Origin of the sequence: Algoriphagus sp. (assembly GCF_046296635.1) — a bacterium.
In the GTDB taxonomy this organism is placed as follows: Bacteria; Bacteroidota; Bacteroidia; order Cytophagales; family Cyclobacteriaceae; genus Algoriphagus.
Genome location: NZ_JBKBKZ010000011.1, coordinates 133,867 through 153,737 on the forward strand (window position 1 = coordinate 133,867; position 19,871 = coordinate 153,737).

The following is a 19,871-nucleotide window of genomic DNA, read 5'->3' on the forward strand; positions in this document are numbered from 1 at the left end:
AGCCTGAGGATGGAAAAAGTCAAACCTAAAAAGCATCTTGGACAGCATTTCTTGACTGACTTGAGTATTGCTGAGCGAATTGCTCAGGCTGTCAAAGGTCATCAGGGAGTGAACAAAGTCCTGGAGATTGGTCCCGGAATGGGGGTGTTGACGGATTTTCTTTTGAAAAACCCGCAAGAGCTTTTCCTAATCGAAATTGACAGGGAAAGTATCGCCTACTTGCACGAGAAATATCCTGAATTCGGGGATCGGATCATTGAAGGGGATTATCTGAAATACGATGCATCTAGAGTATTGCCTGACAAATATTCCATTGCGGGCAATTTTCCTTACAATATTTCTTCCCAGATTTTCTTTAAAGTATTGGAAGAGAAAGATCGAGTGACAGAAGTCGTTTGCATGCTTCAAAAAGAAGTGGCCGTGCGGATTGCGTCTCCAAAAGGGAATAAGGATTATGGGATTTTGTCCGTGCTTCTACAGGCTTGGTATGACATCGAATATTTATTTACAGTGCCACCAACTGTTTTTAATCCGCCCCCCAAAGTCAATTCGGGAGTAATTCGTCTCACCAGAAATTCTGTGGAGAAACTGGATTGTGATGAAAAGCTTTTTTTTAAAGTTGTGAAAGGCGGATTTAGTACGAGAAGAAAAACCCTGAGAAACGCATTGAAATCTTTTGAGCTAACAGAAGAATTCAAGACAAATCCAATTTTGGATAAGCGGGCTGAGCAATTAGGTGTAGCGGATTTTGTGTTTTTGACCCAACAAATCGAAAAAGGACGTGGAAGCAATTAAGCAATTTGAATTATCAAAAGAATACCTTGAAAGTCTCCGGTTGGGGATTGAAAATGAGCAGGTAGATTTCATCCGAGAATCCTTAGATGGTGTCAACGTAGCGGATATTGCCGCGCTTCTGGATGAGCTGAGTATGCAGGAGTCGGTGTATGTCCTACGCCTTCTGGAAAAGCAACATGCAGCTGATATTCTGATCGAGCTGGACGATGTCACACTTTTTAGAGTATTGAAGGAGTTTGAAAATTCCGAGATCGCCACTTGGATCGAGATGATGGATTCCGATGATGGTGCGGATATTTTAATTCTTTTATCGGAAAAGGATAGAGAAGAGGTTATCGCCGATTTTCAGGATAAAGTTAAATCTGAGCAGGTTCTTGAACTCTTACGCTATGAAGAAGATACTGCTGGGGGTATCATGGCGAAGGAATTTATCCGAGCAAACAAAAACTGGAATGTAATTCAGACCATTAATGAGATTCGTCGTCAGGCCGAAAACGTCGAAAAGATTTACTCTATCTACGTAGTCGATAATAGACAACATCTTTTGGGCAGGGTTTCTCTAAAAAAGATTATCCTTGCCGGTGCTGATACTAAAATCGAGGATATTTATGATGACGAGGTGATTGCTGTACCTGTTCACATGGACCAGGAAGAAGTCGCCTCAATGATGCGGAAATATGACTTGGAATCTGTTCCTGTCATCAATGCGAAAAACAAATTGGTAGGTCGAATCACCGTCGATGATATCCTGGATGTCGTGCAGGAAGAAGCTGACGAGGATATCCAGGCCATGTCCGGTATCTCGGATCAGGTTGATGAAAACGACAGTGTTTTTAAACTGACTAAAGCTCGCCTACCTTGGCTGATGATCGGGATAATCGGAGGGCTTTTCGGTGCGGGATTCATCGGTTTTTTTGAAGAAGGACTAAGTAAGGTTACGGCGTTGGCCTTTTTCATTCCCTTGATTACAGCTACAGGTGGCAATGTTGGGATACAGTCCTCTACGCTTGTGGTGCAATCTTTGGCTAACAAATCCGCTTTTGACGATAGTCTATCCAGACGATTTATAAAAGGATTATTAGTAGCCGTGATCAACGGTTTGGTGTTGGCTTCCTTCGTTTTTGGGGTGGTGGTTTTGGTTTATAAAAATGAAGCCAAATTCGCCATGGTTGTTTCCATAGCCTTGTTTTCAGTCGTCCTGTTGGCCTCATTTATGGGTACTTTGACCCCAATCGTTTTGGATCGTTTTGGAATCAATCCCGCTTTGGCGTCCGGACCATTTATCACAACTGCGAATGATCTAATTGGCTTGGCAGTTTACTTTTTAATTGCAGTGTCTTTATTGAATTTGTAGGGAAATGAAGGTTCTCATTATTGACGAAATGCACCACAGTATCATTCCTATGCTGGAAAAACTGGGGCATGAGGTTGTTTATTTACCAAAAATTACCCGAGATGAAATTCTCGAAATTGTTTCTCAGTTCCAAGGCCTCATCATTAGATCCAAGACTCCGATGGATCGGGAACTTCTGGAGAAGGCTGTCAATCTGAAATTTATTGGAAGGGCGGGTGCTGGTTTGGATCAGATCGATCTGGACTATTTAGTGGAGCGCGGGGTAAAGCTTTTTCACGCAGCCAAGGGCAACCGTGATGCTGTGGCTGAACATGCCGTAGGAGGATTGCTGGCGCTTTTCAACCAATTGAAAAAAGCAGATACCGAGGTCCGAAAGGGTATCTGGGACCGAGAAGGAAACCGAGGATACGAACTGATGGGGAAAACGGTCGGAATCATGGGTTTTGGCAATATGGGTAAAGCTTTTTCCAAACGGCTTAGTGGCTTTGGAGTTAAAATTTTGGCTTACGATAAATTCAAACTCGACTTTGGAACTGAACAAGTTCAAGAGGTAATGTGGGAAAAGTTGAAATCTGAAGTGGACATCTTGAGTATCCACGTGCCTCTTACTTCTGAGACCCGTAATTACTTTACCTTAGAGGAATTGGCTTCGTTTGCAAAACCAATTTGGTTTATCAATACTGCTCGGGGAGAAGTGGTGAGTTTTGCCACTTTAAATGCGGCTTTGGATCAGGGAATTCTTCGTGGAGCAGTCTTGGATGTATTGGAAAACGAGAAGTTTAATAAATTTACTGAAGAGCAAAAAGCTGAATTTGAAAAGTTATCTCAGCGGGATAATGTAATCTTTTCTCCCCACGTCGCAGGATGGACTTTTGAATCATATGAGAAAATAAACAAAGTATTAGTCAAGAAGATAAAAAACGCCTTTTCTATTTAAAATCTCGCTTTATGAAAAGCAGGCCCAATTTCTAAAGACTTGCTTTGTCAAAAAGCTTTCCTATCTTTGGACGTAATTAAAGGGAAAAGCAAAGTAACGGTCTCCACCACGTGACCGTTACTTTGTTTTTTGTCCCTTTCGAAAAGATTTAAATTATGTCAAAAATACAATATTACACCGAAGAAGGACTTAAGAGATTGAAAGACGAACTTCAGGAATTGAAGGGCAAAGGTCGTCTGGATATTGCCAAACAAATCGCAGAAGCGAGAGATAAAGGTGACTTAAGTGAAAACGCAGAATATGATGCTGCAAAAGATGCTCAGGGTCATTTGGAGCTTAAAATCGCTAAGTTGGAAGCAGTCGTTGGGAATGCGAGAATCTTAGATAATTCTCAGATGGACACGTCCAAAGTTGGAATTCTGTCTACTGTGAAAATCAAAAACGTCAAGAACGGAATGACTGTGAGTTACAAGCTGGTTTCTGAGGAAGAAGCTGATTTGAAAGCAGGTAAAATCTCCCTTGCCTCACCTTTTGGAAGAGGGTTGGTTGGAAAAGTGATTGGCGATATCGCTACAATCAATGCCCCGGCAGGAGAATTACAATTCGAAATCTTAGACATTACTTATTAATTCAAATCCCGGCATGTTCCGGGATTTTTTTTAGAAAATTATGGCAAGCATCTTCACCAAAATTATCAATCGAGAGATCCCCTCCCAAATCATTGCCGAGGACGAGAAATACATCGCATTTTTAGACATCATGCCTTTGGTGAAAGGACATGTATTGGTGGTTCCAAAACAGGAAGTGGATTACATTTTTAACATGGAGCCCAATGAACTAGCGGGACTTCATCTATTTGCTCAAAAAGTAGCGAAGGCTATGGAAAAAACGATCAAATGCACTCGAATCGGAGTTGCCGTTATCGGTTTGGAGGTACCTCACGTTCACATTCACCTAGTTCCTCTACGCACAATGGATGATATCAATTTCACCCGTCCCAAGTTGAAATTGACTTCCGAGGAATTGGCTGAAGTGGGGGATATGATTAGAGGAGGGTTTTAGTGTTCAGTATTCAGTCGCAGTGTTCAGTTGCAGTGATCAGTGTTCAGTCGCAGTGATCAGTTTTCTGTTGCAGTGGTCAGTCACAGTTATTAGTTTGTTTACAGTTAAGTAAACAAAATTATTTTGTTTAGGTACAAAAGCTTGGATTTCGGGATTGATTTAACTTTACAATAGTTTTTTAGATCCGAATTTCTCTGGATTGAGCATCATAAAGTTTAAGAGTTTTCTAATTTCTATTACTTCTGATAACAATCGGTCATAGGTTGATTTTTCTAGATATTCACATGCAAATGCAAAATCAAGCCAAACATGTGTTTCACTGTTTTCCATATCAGCATCACTGAGTTTGGAGATGAAATGTGCCGGATACTTTCTTTTTCTGTAAGATTCAGCAATGCAGGCACAAATTGATCTGCTGGATCTTCGGATCTGATCTGTTAAAGCGTACTTTTCTTCTTTTGGAAAGCTTTTGGATAGTTGAAAAATCTCCATCGCAAGGTTAAATGCTTTTTTGTAAGCTAATAGTTCTTTGAAGTCCATGATTGTAGTCTTTAAGTGAAACTAAATCTACTAAAATGAAAAAAAATAACCCAAGCTGCATAAGCTTAGGTTATTAGATGTTTAAGACTGCGACTATTTACTGATGACTGGATTCTGCGACTGATCACTGATCACTGAGACTGCCAACTGACCACTGCCATCTCACTCACTTCACTTTCTTAATCCAAATATTCCTATACAGCACATCATGCCCTTCAGCTTGAAGTTTCAATCCTCCAGGAGTATCGGTTATTCCTTTTCCACCATCATTTCCGCCATCGATTCCTGAGTTGGGTCCGCCCCAGACTTGGGTGATTTCTACATCGTCATGGATTTTGACTCCGTTGAAAAAGACCGTGACACGAGCTTTTTCGGTCCTTTGGCCATTTTCAAATCGTGCAGCCCGAAACTTAATGTCGTAAGCATTCCATTTGCCAACCCCATTGTATTCTTCTGAAGTTGGTAGGTGCTCATTGATCACAGCTGCCAAGCCATGAAGTCCGTAATCTCCATCCAGGATTTGAATTTCGTATCGGTTTTGAAGGTAAACCCCACTGTTTCCGCCTTCATTTTTAATCAAAAACTCCACGTGAGCTTCAAAATCGCGAAACTCCTTTTTGGTCACGATATCAGCTGCTCCGTATTTGCCCCCGGCACCTGCCGGGTCATTGCTACTGATGGCTTTCCCACCTGTTACAGGATCAACTACTTCTGGCCATTTGATTGGCATTTCTGCCGAAAAACGCGGTCCTTCCCAGTATTTCCAGTTTTTGTGTAAAGATTTGCTTGAACCGTCGAGGTAAATCTTTGCGCCTTTTGGGGCTTTTGTTCCTAGATATGAAGCTTCTTGAGCTATTGCGGATATGGAAACTAGGAGTGCAATTGCACTTGCAAATATTTTTAGGTTCATAGGTTTTGGGTTTTAAATATATTGTTGATGAAAATCCAAGTAGGCTAGTGTTTCAGCATTCAATTTGGTTAATTTTAGCTTAAATCTAATCTTTTAATATAATGAAATCGAGTATGACAAGAACGTCACACACTAGGATGCCCCGATGGCTATCGGGGCTACATGCGAGATTCTCCCGAATCGAGTCCGGGACAGGCTATATGGCCATTAAAAAACAAATTATAAACACATGAAATCAAGCATGTCGTATCCGACACACACTGGAATGATTATCGAACATGCGCAGATTCCATATGACCGCTTAAAAACAATTATAATCATATGAAATCAAGCATGACCCAAAGCGACACACAGAGGGATGATTATAAACCATGCGAGATTCCATGTGGCAATAAAAAAACAAATTATAAACAAATGAAATCAAGCATGACCCTGTCGGCGACACACAGAGGGATGATTATAATTCATGCGAAGATTCCATATGGCCTTTAAAAATCAAATTATAATCATATGAAATGGCAAGGTAGAAGACAAAGCTCCAATGTGGATGACAGACGGGGGCAGGGTGGCCCAAGAATGGGGGCTGGCGGATTCAGTCCTATGCTAATTGCACCTTTGCTGAAATTGCTATTTTCCAAAACCGGGATGATCATCGCGGGCATTTTTATCGTTGGTTCGATCATAATGGGATACAATCCACTCAGCCTCCTGGGTGGGTTAGTGGGTGGAGGCGGACAGGGATTCACTACCGAGTCTAATTATACCCCTACGGCTGAAGAAGATGAGCTCGCTGCCTTTTCCGCTACAATGCTGGCAGATACGGAAACTGTCTGGAATGAGCTATTGCAAAATTATAGAGAACCAACCTTGGTTTTGTACACTGGTGCGGTGTCATCTGCCTGCGGATCAGCATCAAGTGCAACAGGTCCGTTTTATTGCCCTGGAGACGAAAAATTATACATTGATTTAAGCTTTTTCCAAGATATGGAAAAGAACTTAAAAGCAGGCGGGGACTTTGCCTATGCCTATGTTATTGCACATGAAGTGGGGCACCATATCCAAAAAATCATGGGATTAACTGAGAAGGTTCATAGCCTCAGAGGTAAAGTCAGTGAAAAAGAATATAATTTAAATTCTGTGAAATTAGAGCTTCAGGCAGATTTTCTTGCGGGAGTTTGGGCGCATCACAGTCAGCGCAAAGTTGGAATGATGGAACCTGGAGATCTGGAAGAAGGCTTGAGAGCTGCGAATGCTATCGGAGATGATCGGCTTCAAAAGCAATCAACTGGTCGAGTAGTGCCCGATTCTTTCACGCACGGTACCTCCGCCCAGCGAATGAAGTGGTTCAAAAAAGGGTTTGATACGGGTGATCTGAAACAAGGGGATACGTTTAATACCAGGGATCTTTGAGGTTAGATTTTATAAAGACATAAGATCTAAGATTTAAGATTTAAGAAATTTATCTATCCGATATGTTTCCAATTCGGACTTCATTCTTAATTTCCTTAATCTTCTTAATGGTAAAAAACCTAAAACCAACCAAATACAGTCCCCACGCTTTTCAAGCCCAATACCAGCGTAATCAACCAGATAAATCCTGCGATTCCTGTTGCTATAGGTGTGTTTTTGTGTTTGCCTAAAACCGAATTTTGCGAAGCAATCCAAATAATCCAGCCGCTGATGATTGGTAAAAGGATTCCATTAGCGAGTTGAGCCAGCGTAATAAGCTGAACTGGCTTGATTCCAAAGGAAGAAAACAAAAGTCCCAGGCCGACGATGATGCCCATACTGATTCGCATGGATCTGGACTTGATCTCCTGATCCCAACCCATAATTCCGCACACTACAAATCCTGCTGCTAAAGGTGCAGTGAGTGATGAAGTCAAACCTGCTGCAAGTAAACCAAAGCCCATCATGTAGCCTGCAAAGCTGCCAAATACGGTTTCCAAACCTTTGGAGACATCAATTGCTGATGTGATTTCGGTACTGGTATTTGCAGCACCCACGATAAGAATGGCCATTGATACGATGCCACCGAGAATTACTGAAACTGCGATATCCCTACGCATCAGGGGAAGGTCGGATTCCTTTTTCCAGCGCTTATTTACTAATGATGCATATAAGAATAAATTGTAAGGAACGACTGTAGTTCCAATTAGCGCTACCAAAGTGGGGATTTCGTTAGTGTTCCATTTGGGAACAAAGCCAGTTAATAGTAAAGAAAGATCGGGTTTTGTAAGAATGGCTGTGATTGAAAATGCGATAGACATAAAAATCACCAATGCAACAAGAATCCGCTCCAATGCCTTATAGCTGCCCGTCCAAAGGAGTAAAAAAGCAATTAATCCCAAGATGAAATTCCCCGATTGAAGTTGCAAACCGAGAAACTTCAAGGTCGGAGCTTCCCAATAAAAAGCTAACCCTAGGTTTGCGCCTGAGATATTTCCCGATTCATAGGCAGCATTTCCAAGTACGATCGCTAAAAGCACCAAAACCATTGAAAAAAGCCGAAATATTGGATTGCCTTTTTGGTTTCTGAGCAAAGTGCTCAAATCTGATCCAGTTAGAATTCCGATCCTGCCTGAGATTTCCTGCAATATCACCGTGGCGATGATTGAAAGGGCCAATGCCCATATCAACGAAAATCCAAAATTTGCTCCGGCAAGGGTGCAAACTGTCACCGTTCCCGGCCCGATAAAAGCGGCTGCAATCAATGGACCCGGGCCTAGATTTCGAAATGGATTTTTGATGATCAAAGGTAAATTTTTCTGAAAATAGAGAATTGAGAAGAATTTTTGTAGGTTTTAGAGTTGAGAAGCAAGAATAGATAAGAAACGATACTATGATTTGGATAAAGCGAATTGGAAAACTTTTGGCGGGCCTACTTTTGACTGTTGTATTCTTTTTGCTTTTGCTCTATCGAAGGGATATCCCGGCGGAGGAAATTAATGCAAAATACCAAACTCCACAATCTCATTTTATTGAAGTCGATGGAGTCAATGTTCATGTAAGATTTTTGGGTGAAGGAGAACCCATTTTCCTGCTTCATGGAAGCTTTTCATCACTTCATACTTGGGATGTGTGGCAGCAGGAACTTAGCCCATATTATTTGACAATTTCACTGGACTTCCCCGGCCATGGTCTGACCGGTCCGGATGAATTGAAGCGCTATAGTGTTAAGGATTACAGTGAGTTAATTCTTGCTTTGGCAGAAAAGCTTAATCTCAGAAAATTTCATCTTGCGGGAAATTCAATGGGAGGTGCTGTGGCACTTCAGGTGGCTTCTACAAGGCCGGATCAAGTTCTGACCCTGAATTTGATCGATTCATCCGGTGCACCTAGAATGGAAGCGCGGAGTCTGGATTCGACTCAAACTTCCTCTCGTGGTGGAGGTGCATGGGTTTTCAAACTGATTGAGAATCCCATTATTTCAACGGTTTTTCTGAAATGTACCCCAAAGTTTCTATTCGCTATGAATATAAAGGAGGTCTATGGTGATGAGTCCAAGATTCAATCCGAAACGACCGACCGATACTTTGAATTGATGCTCCGTGAAGGAAATAGACGTGCAACTTTGGATCGATTGAGTATGCCAAGAAAATCTTCCGTGGATTTTAAAAGGCTGACTATGCCGACCTTGATTCTCTGGGGTGGAAAAGACTCCTGGATTCCTGTTTCACAAGCCTATGCACTGGAAAAGGCTATTCCGGGCTCCAATCTTATTATTTTTGATGATGCTGGTCATGTGCCAATGGAAGAAATCCCGACGGAATCTGTCGCAGAATACTTGTCCTTTTTAGGGGTGGAGGTAAGAAAAAAGTACCTTGATCCCAACAAACAAATGGTATATGCCGATTGAGATCCTTCTTTTCGTAGTCCTTGCAGTTCAAGTTTTGATTTTGGGCTTGATATTTTTCCGAAAAAAGAGTGATCAGGAAAAAATCTTCCTTCAGTCCGAATTGGCAAGAATGAGCAAGGAACTTGCCCAAGCTTTGGGCGAAGCCCGAAAGGAATCCAGCGAAAATCTGTCACAGCAATTTCGTCTCATTTTTGAAAATCAACGAGCGAGTTCAAAAGAGCAAAATGAATCACTTCGGGCATTTGGCGAGGTTGTGAGATCGACCATGCAGGACCTGAATAATCTCCAACGAGAAAAGTTTGGACAGCTTACACTGCGTCAGGATGACTTGGTCAAAAACACAGAAATGCGCCTGGAAAAAATCCGGGAAACTGTGGATGAAAAGCTCCAAAAAACCCTGGAAACAAGGCTTGGGCAATCCTTCGAGTTAGTAAGTAATCAATTGCAAGCAGTGCAAAAAGGTCTGGGAGAAATGCAGTCGCTAGCGAATGGAGTAGGAGACCTTAAGCGGGTCCTTACCAATGTAAAAAGTCGGGGAATTCTGGGTGAATACCAGCTTCAGGCACTTTTAGAAAATATGCTTGCACCAGATCAATATATCCTAAATGCAGCTGTAAATGGAACGAGAGACCGCGTAGAATTCGCAGTGAAAATGCCAGGACAAGATGAAACCGTTCTTTTGCCTATGGATTCAAAATTCCCTCAAGAATCCTATTTGCGCTTAGTCGATGCTTATGAGATTGCAGACAAAGCTTCTATTGATTTTTACCGACAAGAATTGATCAAAGCAGTGAAAAAATCAGCTTTGGAAATCCAAAACAAGTATATCCATCCACCTCAGACCACCGACTTTGCGATTTTATTTTTGCCGGTGGAAAGTCTTTATGCTGAAATCTTGCGTGAAGCCGGCCTCGCACAACAGATTCAGCAGGATTTCAAAGTGATTGTAACTGGTCCTACGACCCTTTCGGCAATCTTAAACTCGCTTCAAATGGGTTTCAGAACCTTGGCGATTCAGAAGCGGAGTTCTGAAGTATGGCAGGTTCTTGGAGCAATCAAAACCGAATTTGGGACTTTTGGGCATCTGCTCGAAAAGACCCAACGAAAGATCCATGAGGCCAATACTGAGTTGGATAAATTGGTCGGAGTGCGAACTCGTGTGATTCAACGAAAATTGAAAGAAATTCAGGAACTGCCGGAGCAGGAAAGCAAAGCCTTGCTGGACGAATAAGCAATCAATTTGCTGAATAGAAAAACTTAGATATTACTGATGAGGGATGATAGTGGTTTTTCGATACATTAAATTCAAACCTTAACTTCCATTTTATTACTTTTTTTTACCGCAAAGATTGCACAAAGTAAGAGAGAAATGTAAGTAGTAAACTCCTTCCAAACTTCAGGATTTCTTAATGAATCAATCATTTTCAAGGGCACAAAGTAAAAAAGCTAAAGCTTTTTTAAGCTCCTAAAGAAATTCATCGGAGTTAAGAAAGAAATCATTTCTGTCCTTGGATGGAGGAAAGCAAAGCCTTGATGGACGTTTAGGTATATATTGTTTAGAAAAAATCAGGAGGTAATCGCTTTTGATGATGTCTATTTTTTACCTTTTGTGCTGTTAATCAAAAGAAAAAAGCTTTATCACTGAAAATCATTCAGAAAGCTTCTAATTTTGCCACCCTTTCAGATTACACTTACTACCTCTATGGGGATGCATATAGTAATTGCCGGTGCAGGAGACATGGGATACCACCTGGCCGAGCAATTAAGTTTTGACAACAAGGATATCACGCTAATTGATACAGAACGTGATGTTTTGGATTATGTAGCATCTAAGCTTGATGTGATGGTGATCGAAGGTGACGCCACTTCAATTGATGTCCTTCAACAGGCAAATGTCCAACGGGCAAGCATGGTGCTGGCAGTCACCACCTCTGAGAAAACAAATATCGTCACCGCTGTTCTAGCTAAGCAGCTTGGGGCCAAGCGAGTGATGGCTCGTGTGAGAAATCATTCTTACCTGAATGAAGAAAACCTGCCTTATTTCAATAATCTGGGCATTGACAATCTGATTTCACCCACGATGCTTTGTTCACGGGAGATTTTCAATATGATAGAAAACTCCAGTTTTACCGAAGTATTTGATTTTGGCAGTGGAAAATTAAACATCGTTGGGATTACTCTGGATCAATTTAGCCCGCTTGTTAATCAGCGGATCATGGATACCAAATCGGATCCGATTTATGAGGACATTAGGATAATTGCCATTGTTCGTGATCAGAAGACAATGATTCCTAGAGGGAGCACGATTATTCGGAACAATGATCACGTTTATTTTATCTCCAATAAGAAAAACACGGAAACGATCCAAGAAGTCCTCGGACAAAAAAAGGTCAAGATCAAGAATATCATGATCATCGGAGGCGACGATATGGCCGTCACTACTGCAATCAAACTTCAGGATAAATATCGAGTAACACTTGTCAATAAAGATAAGGAACGATGTAAATGGCTGGCCGAACATCTTCCCGATACTTTGGTGATCAACGGGGATTACAAAAACATTGAAATGCTTGTGGAGGAAGGGTTGGAGCAGATGGATGCGTTCTTAGCCTTGACTGAATCTTCCGAAACTAACATTATTACAAGTCTGTCAGCCAAAAATCACGGTGTTTACAAGACCATTGCCCACGTTGACACTCGGGAATACATTCATATCTCTCATAGCATCGGTGTGGATTCCTTGATCAACAAAAAGCTGGTAGCGGCAAATGAAATCTCCCGCTATCTAAAAAAGGGGACTGTAGAGGCTGTTTCTGGGATTTATGGTGTTGATGCGGAGTTTATTCAATACAGTGTAAATAAAAACAACAGACTCACCAAGTATCCACTTAGGGCACTTCACTTTCCTGAAACGGCAATTGTAGCCGGAGTAATTCGCGGGAATGAGGTTTTTATTCCTGACGGTGATTTTTTACTTCAAATGAATGATAAGGCCATTGTATTGGCTTTGCCTGAGGCTAAGTTGCCATTAGAAAAACTTTTCCATTAAAGGATGTTGCATTTCAAGGCGATAGGTAAAATCATGGGTGCCCTTCTTTTTTTGATTGGGGTATTGATGCTTCCTGCTGCGGCCATTTCTTGGATTTATCAGGAAAATTCTGCTCCAATTATGATTTCTGCGGCAATCTCTCTTTTCATAGGAATGGTTGCATTTTTCTCTTTTTCTAAATATGATCAGCTGGTCAGAAAAAGAGAAGGATACCTGATTGTGGTTTTAAGTTGGGTTTTTATGAGCGGATTTGGGATGCTCCCATTTATCCTCTCCTCAGAAGTTACTTCAGTTGCTGATGCACTTTTTGAGACGGTTTCTGGACTTACTACCACGGGGGCTTCTATTTTAACAGATATAGAGGCCATGTCGAAGGGGCTTCTTTTCTGGAGAAGTATGACCCAATGGATAGGCGGATTAGGAATTATCGTCTTGACTGTCGCAATTTTTCCTTTGTTGGGAATCGGAGGAATTGAACTATTTGTTGCCGAATCTCCGGGCCCGACTTCAGATAAAGTTCATCCAAGAATTTCGGAGACAGCCAAGCGACTTTGGTATGTTTATGTGGGCTTGACTGTTGCTGCTTCCCTGCTTTTTTGGGCGGGTGGAATGACTTTTTACGATGCAGTCAATCATGGTTTAACCACTTTGGCTACAGGAGGATTTTCGACAAAAAATGCCTCTATGGCTTACTATGACTCTGCTTTTATACAATACACAGCTATCTTTTTCATGTTTTTGGCAGGGACCAACTTTACGCTGATTTACTTTGGATTGATTGGGAAGTTTAGAAAAGTGATCAGAAGTGACGAATTCAAAGCCTATTCTTTCGCACTCCTCGGTCTTTCAATTATTCTCTTCTTACCCATTTATTCTCAATCGGATATCAGTGCCGAGTTTGCCTTTCGAAAGGCAGCTTTTCAGGTAGTTTCTCTGGTCACCACGACAGGTTTTGTTTCTGATGATTACACCCAATATGGAGAAGGAGTTATTTTTATTTGCTTTATGTTACTCTTTTTGGGTGGCTCGGCAGGTTCTACGGCAGGTGGAATCAAGTTTGTCCGACATGTGACCTTCCTTAAAAATTCATGGCTCGAGTTCAAACGTATTGTCCATCCAAGAGCGATCGTGCCCCTGATTATCAATGGAGAGCGAGTCACAGGAAGGATCATCAATAACATCATGAATTTCCTCTTAATCTACCTGAGTACTTTTGTGATAGGTTCGCTATTAATTTCTTTGCTAGGCTATGATTTGGCCACATCGCTAGGCGCAGTGGCGACTTGTTTGGGAAATGTCGGTCCTGCTATCGGTCAGGTTGGTCCAGTAGATAATTTCGCGTTTTTCTCACCAGTTGCAAAAATCATTCTGTCTTTCATGATGCTCCTTGGCAGATTGGAATTATTCACCATTCTGATCCTGTTTACGCCGTTTTTCTGGAGAGCGAATTAGATTTCCTTATTTTCTTCTCTTTTTGATTTCCTGAATATCTACAAGGTCTTGTGGTCTTCCTGAAGCAGATTTATTTTGGATAAAGTCTTTTAAACCAATAAATCTGATTTCTAAATTTTCTGTTGTCAGGATTTTTGAGTTAGGAAATGCGTCCTTGAATTCCACACCATCGATATTGTTTAAAATGTCAATACGAAGAGGGGGGTAACCTATTTGGGAAATGTATCCAGGTTTTGTGAAATCCTCTTTTTTGAAATTCAGATTACCAAAGCCAAAGTCATCAAGAACTTGAAGTAGCTTTTTCGCATTAGTTTCTGAAATTTCAATCCAAATATCTAAATCTCCAGTGTTTCTTGGTTTCCCATGAAATGCCAAAGCATATCCACCTACAACCATATAATCTACGGAATGAGCATTTAATAGCTTAATAAAATCTTCAAAGTCGGGGAATAGTATCATTCTCTCATTTTAAGTTTTTGTACTATACTCTTATCCATTTTGGTCTCTTTTGGAATTCCTTCCGCAACAAGTTTAGTCACTGCATAAATCCTGGTTTCCGGGTCAGCAGCAAGCCAAAAGTCCAGATTTTGTTCTCCTTCGTCATGATTTGTTAGTTCGTATCGATTTACAACGGGTTGGATTGATCTAACTTTCCTTACGATTGGTTTTGTAAAAACTTCTTTTCTGGAGAGAAATAATTGTTCGTTTTCAAATGGTTTTTTCGCCTTTCCTAGGTAATTATTCAACGTGTTGTAACTGAAACCGGGATAGGATTCGCAGAAAACCTTGAGGTTTGAAAACACCTCAATTGCTCGTTCAATACGATTTTTCCAAACTGCAATTACTACTCGCTTTTTTGAAGTTTTTTTTGAATCCATCTTCAAATTTAACCAATATGATGCAAATATTGGTTAAAATTTTATTCCATCACCTCAAACTGCGCCATAATTTTAGCCACTTTATCCTCTATCGTTTCGGATGATATGTTGGTTCGGCTGAGTCTGTCCACCATGATCGGGAAGGAAAATGGAGTAAACTGAACCGGATGCTTCACCACGATTTCCTTTTGATTCAGCTTGCGCAAAGCATGGTAAAACATATCTTGCTCCATTTGCTGATTGAGCGCTTCCTTCTTGGCTTGCTTGAGCAAAAGGTTGTCAGGATCATACTGCTCAAATACCTGGTAAAGCAATCCTGAATTCGCCTGAATGTGCTTAAAAGTCATGGGTTTGCCGGGATAACCTTGAAAAATCAATCCTGCTATGCTGGCAATTTCCCGAAATTTTCGTCTCGACATTTCACTTTCATTCACGCAATGAAGGATGTCTTCTTCGATGTTTTTCATAGAGAAAATATCTTCCTCCAAAATATCTTCTGCCGATATCGGAGAGTCTGTAAGCAACTCAAACCCATAATCATTCATGGCCATATTGAATGAAATCGGGAAATTCAATGAAATTCGGTACGCGATCAAGGCACTCATTAACTCATGCATCATTCGCCCTTCGAATGGATAAAAGAATAGGTGATAGCCTTCTTTACTTCGATGGGACTCGATCAAGAAGGTATTTTGATCAGGTACAATTGACAGTTTGTCCTGTAAGTCAAGAATGGGTAAAACCCTTCTTACTTCCTCAGATTTGATGATCCCTGAATTATACTCTTGAAAGATCTGAAGGATTTTGTCTGCAAGCATGGACGAAAGTGACATTCTTGCTCCCATCCAACTCACGACATTGTTCGTTTTTTTCTCGGATAATTTTACAAAAGCGTTCAAATCCTTCACCTGAAGCAATTCCAAGGGTCTTCCCGCAAAAAAGAACCGATCACCTACCTTCATTTTCGCAATGAAATACTCTTCCACGGTCCCGAGGTAAGCACCATTTTTAAATTTTACCTTGATCATCGCATCTGAGACGATCGTCCCCATACTCAGCCGATGCTTCATGGCGATTCGCTTACTTTTTACTTTATAGAGGCCATCGTCATCCAAACTGACTTTCAGGAAATCTTCATAATTCCCCAGAGAATTTCCACCCTTTGTAATGAAGTCCATCATCCAGTTCATCTCTTCTTGAGAAAGCTGAGTAAATGAGGCTGCTCTTTTTACCACCGGATAAATTACCTCAGGGTCAAAACCTTCGCCAACTGCCAATGTCACCAAAAACTGGATCAAAACGTCGTAGGGCAATTGTGGAGTGAATTGTGACTCCATTTCCTCATTTTCGATCGCGTCCCGAAGTGCTGCCGCTTCGATCAATTCCAGAGAATTGGTCGGGACAAAAAAGATCTCTGAGGGTAAACCCGGCTGATGTCCTGCACGTCCTGCTCGCTGTACAAAGCGAGAAACACCTTTTGGACTGCCGATCTGAATCACGCGATCCACAGGTCGGAAATCGACCCCAAGATCCAAACTCGAGGTACAGACGACCAGTTTGAGTTTTCCTTCATGTAGCGCATTTTCAACCCAAGCGCGTACAGAATTATCCAGCGAACCGTGATGCATCGCAATCCAGCCTGCCCAGTCCGGTCTCGCTTCAAGAATCCTTTGATACCAAATCTCTGTTTGCGAGCGCGTGTTGGTGAAAAGCAAAACCGTCTTTCCAGCTTCAATAATCTCGATGACCTGGTCCATCATCCGGATGCCCAAATGACCATGCCAGGGGTATGTTTCTATTTCCTCCGGAAAAACAGAATGGATCAGAATCTCCTTATTCACCTTGGCTTTGACGATATGCATAGGAAGATTTTCTCCCAAAAGTGCTTTTGCAGCATCCTTAAGATTGCCAATCGTCGCCGAAACTGCCCATCTTCTAAACGTACCCGGACAGATCGATTGAATGTATTCCAAGGCCAACTGCACTTGGACGCCACGCTTATTTCCAACCAGCTCATGCCATTCGTCCACAACAACAGCTTGGATCGATTGAAAGAGGCCTTGATGATCCTTCTGGGAAATCAGTACATGAAGTGTCTCAGGCGTAGTGATCAGGCATTCTGGCGGATTTCGCTTCATTGCAGCCCGAGTTTTGGGATCCGTATCACCATTTCGGACCATTACTTGCCAAGGTAGTCCAATGACCTCACAGACTTCCTGCATGGCTTTTTGGATGTCCTGTGCCAAAGCTCGGAGTGGTGTGACCCAAATCAGCTGAATTCCATTCTTCTGAGGTTTTTGCCAAGTATCTGGATTTTTTTGGATGTATTCCAAAAGGACAGGAAACCAAAGCGCAAAGGTCTTTCCCGAACCTGTAGGCGCATTGAGCAGTCCGGATTTGCCATCCAAAAAGTCCTGCCAAGTCTCTATCTGAAAAGGAAAGGGCGTCCAGCCTTTTTTCTCAAAATATTCCAGCCCAACTGCTAAGCGCTTATCCTCCATAGGTTTTCAGAATGGCTTTCAGATCATCCAAAGTGTTTGCCTCTTCCTTTGGTTTGTCTTTGCGCCAGCGCAATATTCGTGGAAATCTCAGTGCAATCCCACTCTTGTGACGCGGACTGTCCTGAATTCCTTCAAAGGCAATCTCAAATACCAATTCTGCTTTTACAGTTCGTACAGGGCCAAATCGCTCCCGGGTGTTTTTCTTCACAAAAGCATCCACTTGGCGCATTTCAGCATCTGTCAGACCCGAATAAGCTTTCGCAAATGGCACCAAATTATCACCATCCCAAACTGCAAAGGTGTAATCACTGTATAAATCTGATCGTCGACCATGACCTTTTTGCGCATAGATCATCACTCCGTCGATGGTCAGCGGTTCAATTTTCCATTTCCACCAACTCCCACGCTTTCGTCCCGCTTCGTAGCTGGAGTTTTTCCGTTTGAGCATCAGGCCTTCGGCCAAATGATCTCTGGAAAGCGTTCGTAATTCACTCAATTCCTCCCAGGACTCTGCCTGAATTATAGCTGGAAGTTGCAGCCGGTCATGAGGAAAATCAAGGTGAAGTTGCTCCAAGAGACTTCGGCGATTTTGTATCGGTAGATCTCGGATGTCTTTTCCCCCAAATTCTAACAGGTCATAAGCCAAAAGACTAACTGGAGCTTCCAAAAGCTGCTTTTTGCTCAGATTTTTTCTTCCAATCCGTGTCTGAAGCAGAGCAAAGGGCAGGGGAGAGCCATCCCGGAAAGCCATGATTTCACCATCAATGACTGTTCCATCGGGAAGCCCTTTTGCAAATTCCAAAAGCTCCGGAAATTTGTCATTCACCAATTCCTCACCACGACTCCAAAGGAAGGTTTCTCCACTTCTGCGAATGAGCTGACCACGGATTCCATCCCATTTCCATTCTGCTTGCCATTCTGAAGCGTCACCTAATTCATTTGGAGCAATTTCCAAAGGATGTGCTAGAAAAAAAGGATAAGGCTTCGAAATGTCAAGTTTCATTTCTTCTTGATCAAAAAGTGTGATAAAACTGGTTTCCTTAGGATTCCAGTTTCCCATCAATGCATGCGCAATGTTGGATCTGTCTAGTTGGAGCACTTTGGCGAGGGCTTGACTCATCAAACTTTGACTTACTCCTATCCGAAATCCCCCAGTAATAATTTTATTGAAAATAAAGCGCTCGGTTCGATCTAATTGAAACCAAGCGGCTTGGATTTCTTCCTTTTTGTCTTCTTCAGGTAGTTTTTCCAAATCCTGAAGAAATTGGATCCATTGACCGAGGTTTTTATCGTTTTCCGAAGTGGGCAATGGTAAAAGCAAGGCAATCGTCTCTGCCAAATCACCGACAGCATGGTAAGATTCATCAAAAAGCCAATCAGGGATTTGAGCAAGTTCTTGACACCACTCCCGAAGCTGCTTGGTGGAAATCTGCCTTTTCGGTCGACGATGGGAAAAAATCGCAACTGCCCAAATCTTTTCCTCATCTACTGATTTCTCAAAAAAATCAATCAAAGCATTGACTTTATCATTGGTTTTATTGCTTTGGTCAAGTTTGGTGATCAGTTCTGCAAAATGCTTCATGTGAAAAAAAAATAGGGGATTTGAGATTTGGAGAACTAGGATACCAAGATTGTTCTTGAAAATGATAAATTTAGATCTGAATAAAACAGGAAGCGAAAGCTTTTCGTTAGTTAAACAAACTCTAATCAGATGAAAAAGTTACTCCTTGGTTTATTGATCTCAGTCGGACTTTGGTCTTGTAGTGATCAGGAACCAAATCCATACACCGGTCAATCTTTGGATTTTGAATTGTTCAAATCGAGCGATTTTAATTACAGCGGAAATTTGGTGGTTCAGGAATTGGTAACTGGTGATCTGGAGTTCACAATAAAGTTGGATGGAGCCACTTCGACGAGCTCTATTTCTTATCCAGCCCACCTTCACTTCGGTAGCTATGATCAGGCAGATGCACCAATAGCTCAACTTTTAACTCCTGTCTCTGGATCTGATCTCAAGAGCGTATCTGTGGTAAATACATTGTCGGATGGATCAAAAGTAAGTTTTGATCAGATGAAAAATTTCGATGGTCATGTCAAAATACATTTGGCAAATGAGGGGCCCGATTACCAAGTGATTCTAGTTGCTGGGAATGTAGGTGCTAATTTCAATCCCGAGTTAGGATTTGATCCTTCCAAGATTACTGTTTGCGGAAAGAGTTTTTAAGGAAATAATTAATTCAAATAAAAGGGGCGGACCTCATAATAACCGATTTCGACATTGATCCAAGTCGAAATGTGGGACTGTTTTTAGTCAGTTGTTCTAGACTCAACTCCACGACAATTATTTGTGCTAAATCTGAAGAAAAAAAATTAATTATATCGGAAGCACCTCGACTCCGCTCGGTGTCCGGAATTTATTTTAAAAGAAGTTGGGAGGGGGGATGGAGCGGGGGAGCCGCTCCATGCCCCCACCCGGCCAAATATAAAAAAACACGGTGGGCGAGCGGCGTCGGGGGCAAGAGGGAATTAGGTTG

General features: G+C 41.8%; 18 protein-coding genes. 11 read left to right on the forward strand and 7 right to left on the reverse strand.

Annotation, left to right across the window (positions count from 1 at the left end; translation table 11 throughout):
* Positions 1 to 9: 9 nt before the first annotated feature.
* From rsmA to ACK4HU_RS10390, 5 genes are all read left to right on the forward strand, one after another.
* Positions 10 to 795 carry a 16S rRNA (adenine(1518)-N(6)/adenine(1519)-N(6))-dimethyltransferase RsmA gene (gene rsmA, locus ACK4HU_RS10370; protein ID WP_409806494.1) on the forward strand — a complete coding sequence of 262 codons (786 nt, stop codon included), beginning with the start codon at positions 10 to 12 and terminating at the stop codon, positions 793 to 795.
* Positions 782 to 2,149 carry a magnesium transporter gene (gene mgtE / locus ACK4HU_RS10375; protein WP_409806496.1) on the forward strand — a complete coding sequence of 456 codons (1,368 nt, stop codon included), beginning with the start codon at positions 782 to 784 and terminating at the stop codon, positions 2,147 to 2,149. The genes rsmA and mgtE overlap by 14 nt, the downstream gene beginning before the upstream one ends.
* Positions 2,150 to 2,153: 4 nt before the next feature.
* On the forward strand, positions 2,154 to 3,086 hold the full coding sequence (locus ACK4HU_RS10380) for a 2-hydroxyacid dehydrogenase (protein WP_409806499.1): 933 nt from the start codon (positions 2,154 to 2,156) through the stop codon (positions 3,084 to 3,086).
* A gap of 155 nt (positions 3,087 to 3,241) precedes the next feature.
* Positions 3,242 to 3,715 (forward strand): transcription elongation factor GreA, encoded by a 474-nt coding sequence (greA, locus tag ACK4HU_RS10385; protein WP_409806502.1) that lies wholly within the window; start codon positions 3,242 to 3,244, stop codon positions 3,713 to 3,715.
* Positions 3,716 to 3,755: 40 nt separating this feature from the next.
* The gene (locus ACK4HU_RS10390; RefSeq protein ID WP_409806504.1) at positions 3,756 to 4,148 is read left to right on the forward strand and encodes an HIT family protein; all 393 of its coding nucleotides are present in this window, start codon (positions 3,756 to 3,758) and stop codon (positions 4,146 to 4,148) included.
* A gap of 165 nt (positions 4,149 to 4,313) precedes the next feature.
* On the opposite strand, the gene ACK4HU_RS10395 is transcribed toward ACK4HU_RS10390, so the two are convergent.
* The gene (locus ACK4HU_RS10395; RefSeq protein WP_409806506.1) at positions 4,314 to 4,688 is read right to left on the reverse strand and encodes a four helix bundle protein; all 375 of its coding nucleotides are present in this window, start codon (positions 4,686 to 4,688) and stop codon (positions 4,314 to 4,316) included.
* A gap of 166 nt (positions 4,689 to 4,854) precedes the next feature.
* A complete protein-coding gene (locus ACK4HU_RS10400; RefSeq protein WP_409806508.1) occupies positions 4,855 to 5,598 on the reverse strand; it encodes a DUF1080 domain-containing protein in 744 nt (247 codons plus the stop codon).
* Positions 5,599 to 6,108: 510 nt separating this feature from the next.
* Between ACK4HU_RS10400 and ACK4HU_RS10405 the strand changes: the two genes are divergently transcribed.
* On the forward strand, positions 6,109 to 7,008 hold the full coding sequence (locus ACK4HU_RS10405; protein ID WP_409806510.1) for a neutral zinc metallopeptidase: 900 nt from the start codon (positions 6,109 to 6,111) through the stop codon (positions 7,006 to 7,008).
* Positions 7,009 to 7,127: 119 nt separating this feature from the next.
* On the opposite strand, the gene ACK4HU_RS10410 is transcribed toward ACK4HU_RS10405, so the two are convergent.
* Entirely contained in the window at positions 7,128 to 8,354 is a 1,227-nt protein-coding gene (locus ACK4HU_RS10410; RefSeq protein WP_409806511.1) for an Nramp family divalent metal transporter, read from the reverse strand.
* Between the two features lie 86 nt (positions 8,355 to 8,440).
* Here ACK4HU_RS10410 and ACK4HU_RS10415 point away from each other — a divergent pair, with 86 nt between their 5' ends.
* The 4 genes from ACK4HU_RS10415 to ACK4HU_RS10430 all read left to right on the forward strand — a co-directional run bounded on the left by ACK4HU_RS10415 (position 8,441) and on the right by ACK4HU_RS10430 (position 13,958).
* Positions 8,441 to 9,457: an alpha/beta fold hydrolase gene (locus ACK4HU_RS10415; protein ID WP_409806513.1), complete on the forward strand. Its 1,017-nt coding sequence runs from the start codon at positions 8,441 to 8,443 to the stop codon at positions 9,455 to 9,457.
* The gene (locus ACK4HU_RS10420; protein WP_409806514.1) at positions 9,447 to 10,688 is read left to right on the forward strand and encodes a DNA recombination protein RmuC; all 1,242 of its coding nucleotides are present in this window, start codon (positions 9,447 to 9,449) and stop codon (positions 10,686 to 10,688) included. Before ACK4HU_RS10415 ends, ACK4HU_RS10420 begins: the two co-directional genes overlap by 11 nt.
* Positions 10,689 to 11,159: 471 nt before the next feature.
* Positions 11,160 to 12,506, forward strand: a complete 1,347-nt coding sequence (gene trkA, locus ACK4HU_RS10425) for a Trk system potassium transporter TrkA (RefSeq protein ID WP_409806528.1) — start codon at positions 11,160 to 11,162, stop codon at positions 12,504 to 12,506.
* A gap of 3 nt (positions 12,507 to 12,509) precedes the next feature.
* Complete coding sequence (locus ACK4HU_RS10430; RefSeq protein ID WP_409806516.1) at positions 12,510 to 13,958, forward strand: TrkH family potassium uptake protein; 1,449 nt, start codon at positions 12,510 to 12,512, stop codon at positions 13,956 to 13,958.
* A gap of 6 nt (positions 13,959 to 13,964) precedes the next feature.
* Here ACK4HU_RS10430 and ACK4HU_RS10435 read toward each other — a convergent pair whose 3' ends face one another.
* The 4 genes from ACK4HU_RS10435 to ACK4HU_RS10450 are packed head-to-tail and all read right to left on the reverse strand — an operon-like array spanning position 13,965 to position 18,919.
* Positions 13,965 to 14,417, reverse strand: coding sequence for a nucleotidyltransferase (locus tag ACK4HU_RS10435; protein ID WP_409806517.1), 453 nt, complete (start codon positions 14,415 to 14,417; stop codon positions 13,965 to 13,967).
* Positions 14,414 to 14,836, reverse strand: coding sequence for a hypothetical protein (locus ACK4HU_RS10440; protein ID WP_409806519.1), 423 nt, complete (start codon positions 14,834 to 14,836; stop codon positions 14,414 to 14,416). The genes ACK4HU_RS10435 and ACK4HU_RS10440 overlap by 4 nt, the downstream gene beginning before the upstream one ends.
* A 41-nt stretch (positions 14,837 to 14,877) precedes the next feature.
* On the reverse strand, positions 14,878 to 17,337 hold the full coding sequence (locus ACK4HU_RS10445) for a ligase-associated DNA damage response DEXH box helicase (protein WP_409806521.1): 2,460 nt from the start codon (positions 17,335 to 17,337) through the stop codon (positions 14,878 to 14,880).
* On the reverse strand, positions 17,327 to 18,919 hold the full coding sequence (locus ACK4HU_RS10450; RefSeq protein ID WP_409806523.1) for an ATP-dependent DNA ligase: 1,593 nt from the start codon (positions 18,917 to 18,919) through the stop codon (positions 17,327 to 17,329). The genes ACK4HU_RS10445 and ACK4HU_RS10450 overlap by 11 nt, the downstream gene beginning before the upstream one ends.
* A 129-nt stretch (positions 18,920 to 19,048) precedes the next feature.
* Here ACK4HU_RS10450 and ACK4HU_RS10455 point away from each other — a divergent pair, with 129 nt between their 5' ends.
* The gene (locus tag ACK4HU_RS10455) at positions 19,049 to 19,561 is read left to right on the forward strand and encodes a hypothetical protein (protein ID WP_409806525.1); all 513 of its coding nucleotides are present in this window, start codon (positions 19,049 to 19,051) and stop codon (positions 19,559 to 19,561) included.
* Positions 19,562 to 19,871: the final 310 nt, after the last annotated feature.

Coding starts and splice junctions, on each gene's coding strand:
- ACK4HU_RS10445 (WP_409806521.1), bottom strand. CDS start 17,337: ATGGAGGATAAGCGCTTAGCAGTTGGGCTGGAATATTTTGAGAAAAAA.
- ACK4HU_RS10440 (WP_409806519.1), bottom strand. CDS start 14,836: ATGGATTCAAAAAAAACTTCAAAAAAGCGAGTAGTAATTGCAGTTTGG.
- ACK4HU_RS10435 (WP_409806517.1), bottom strand. CDS start 14,417: ATGATACTATTCCCCGACTTTGAAGATTTTATTAAGCTATTAAATGCT.
- trkA (WP_409806528.1), top strand. CDS start 11,160: ATGGGGATGCATATAGTAATTGCCGGTGCAGGAGACATGGGATACCAC.
- ACK4HU_RS10450 (WP_409806523.1), bottom strand. CDS start 18,919: ATGAAGCATTTTGCAGAACTGATCACCAAACTTGACCAAAGCAATAAA.
- ACK4HU_RS10405 (WP_409806510.1), top strand. CDS start 6,109: ATGAAATGGCAAGGTAGAAGACAAAGCTCCAATGTGGATGACAGACGG.
- ACK4HU_RS10400 (WP_409806508.1), bottom strand. CDS start 5,598: ATGAACCTAAAAATATTTGCAAGTGCAATTGCACTCCTAGTTTCCATA.
- ACK4HU_RS10455 (WP_409806525.1), top strand. CDS start 19,049: ATGAAAAAGTTACTCCTTGGTTTATTGATCTCAGTCGGACTTTGGTCT.
- ACK4HU_RS10415 (WP_409806513.1), top strand. CDS start 8,441: ATGATTTGGATAAAGCGAATTGGAAAACTTTTGGCGGGCCTACTTTTG.
- ACK4HU_RS10380 (WP_409806499.1), top strand. CDS start 2,154: ATGAAGGTTCTCATTATTGACGAAATGCACCACAGTATCATTCCTATG.
- rsmA (WP_409806494.1), top strand. CDS start 10: ATGGAAAAAGTCAAACCTAAAAAGCATCTTGGACAGCATTTCTTGACT.
- ACK4HU_RS10390 (WP_409806504.1), top strand. CDS start 3,756: ATGGCAAGCATCTTCACCAAAATTATCAATCGAGAGATCCCCTCCCAA.
- ACK4HU_RS10430 (WP_409806516.1), top strand. CDS start 12,510: ATGTTGCATTTCAAGGCGATAGGTAAAATCATGGGTGCCCTTCTTTTT.
- ACK4HU_RS10395 (WP_409806506.1), bottom strand. CDS start 4,688: ATGGACTTCAAAGAACTATTAGCTTACAAAAAAGCATTTAACCTTGCG.
- greA (WP_409806502.1), top strand. CDS start 3,242: ATGTCAAAAATACAATATTACACCGAAGAAGGACTTAAGAGATTGAAA.
- ACK4HU_RS10420 (WP_409806514.1), top strand. CDS start 9,447: ATGCCGATTGAGATCCTTCTTTTCGTAGTCCTTGCAGTTCAAGTTTTG.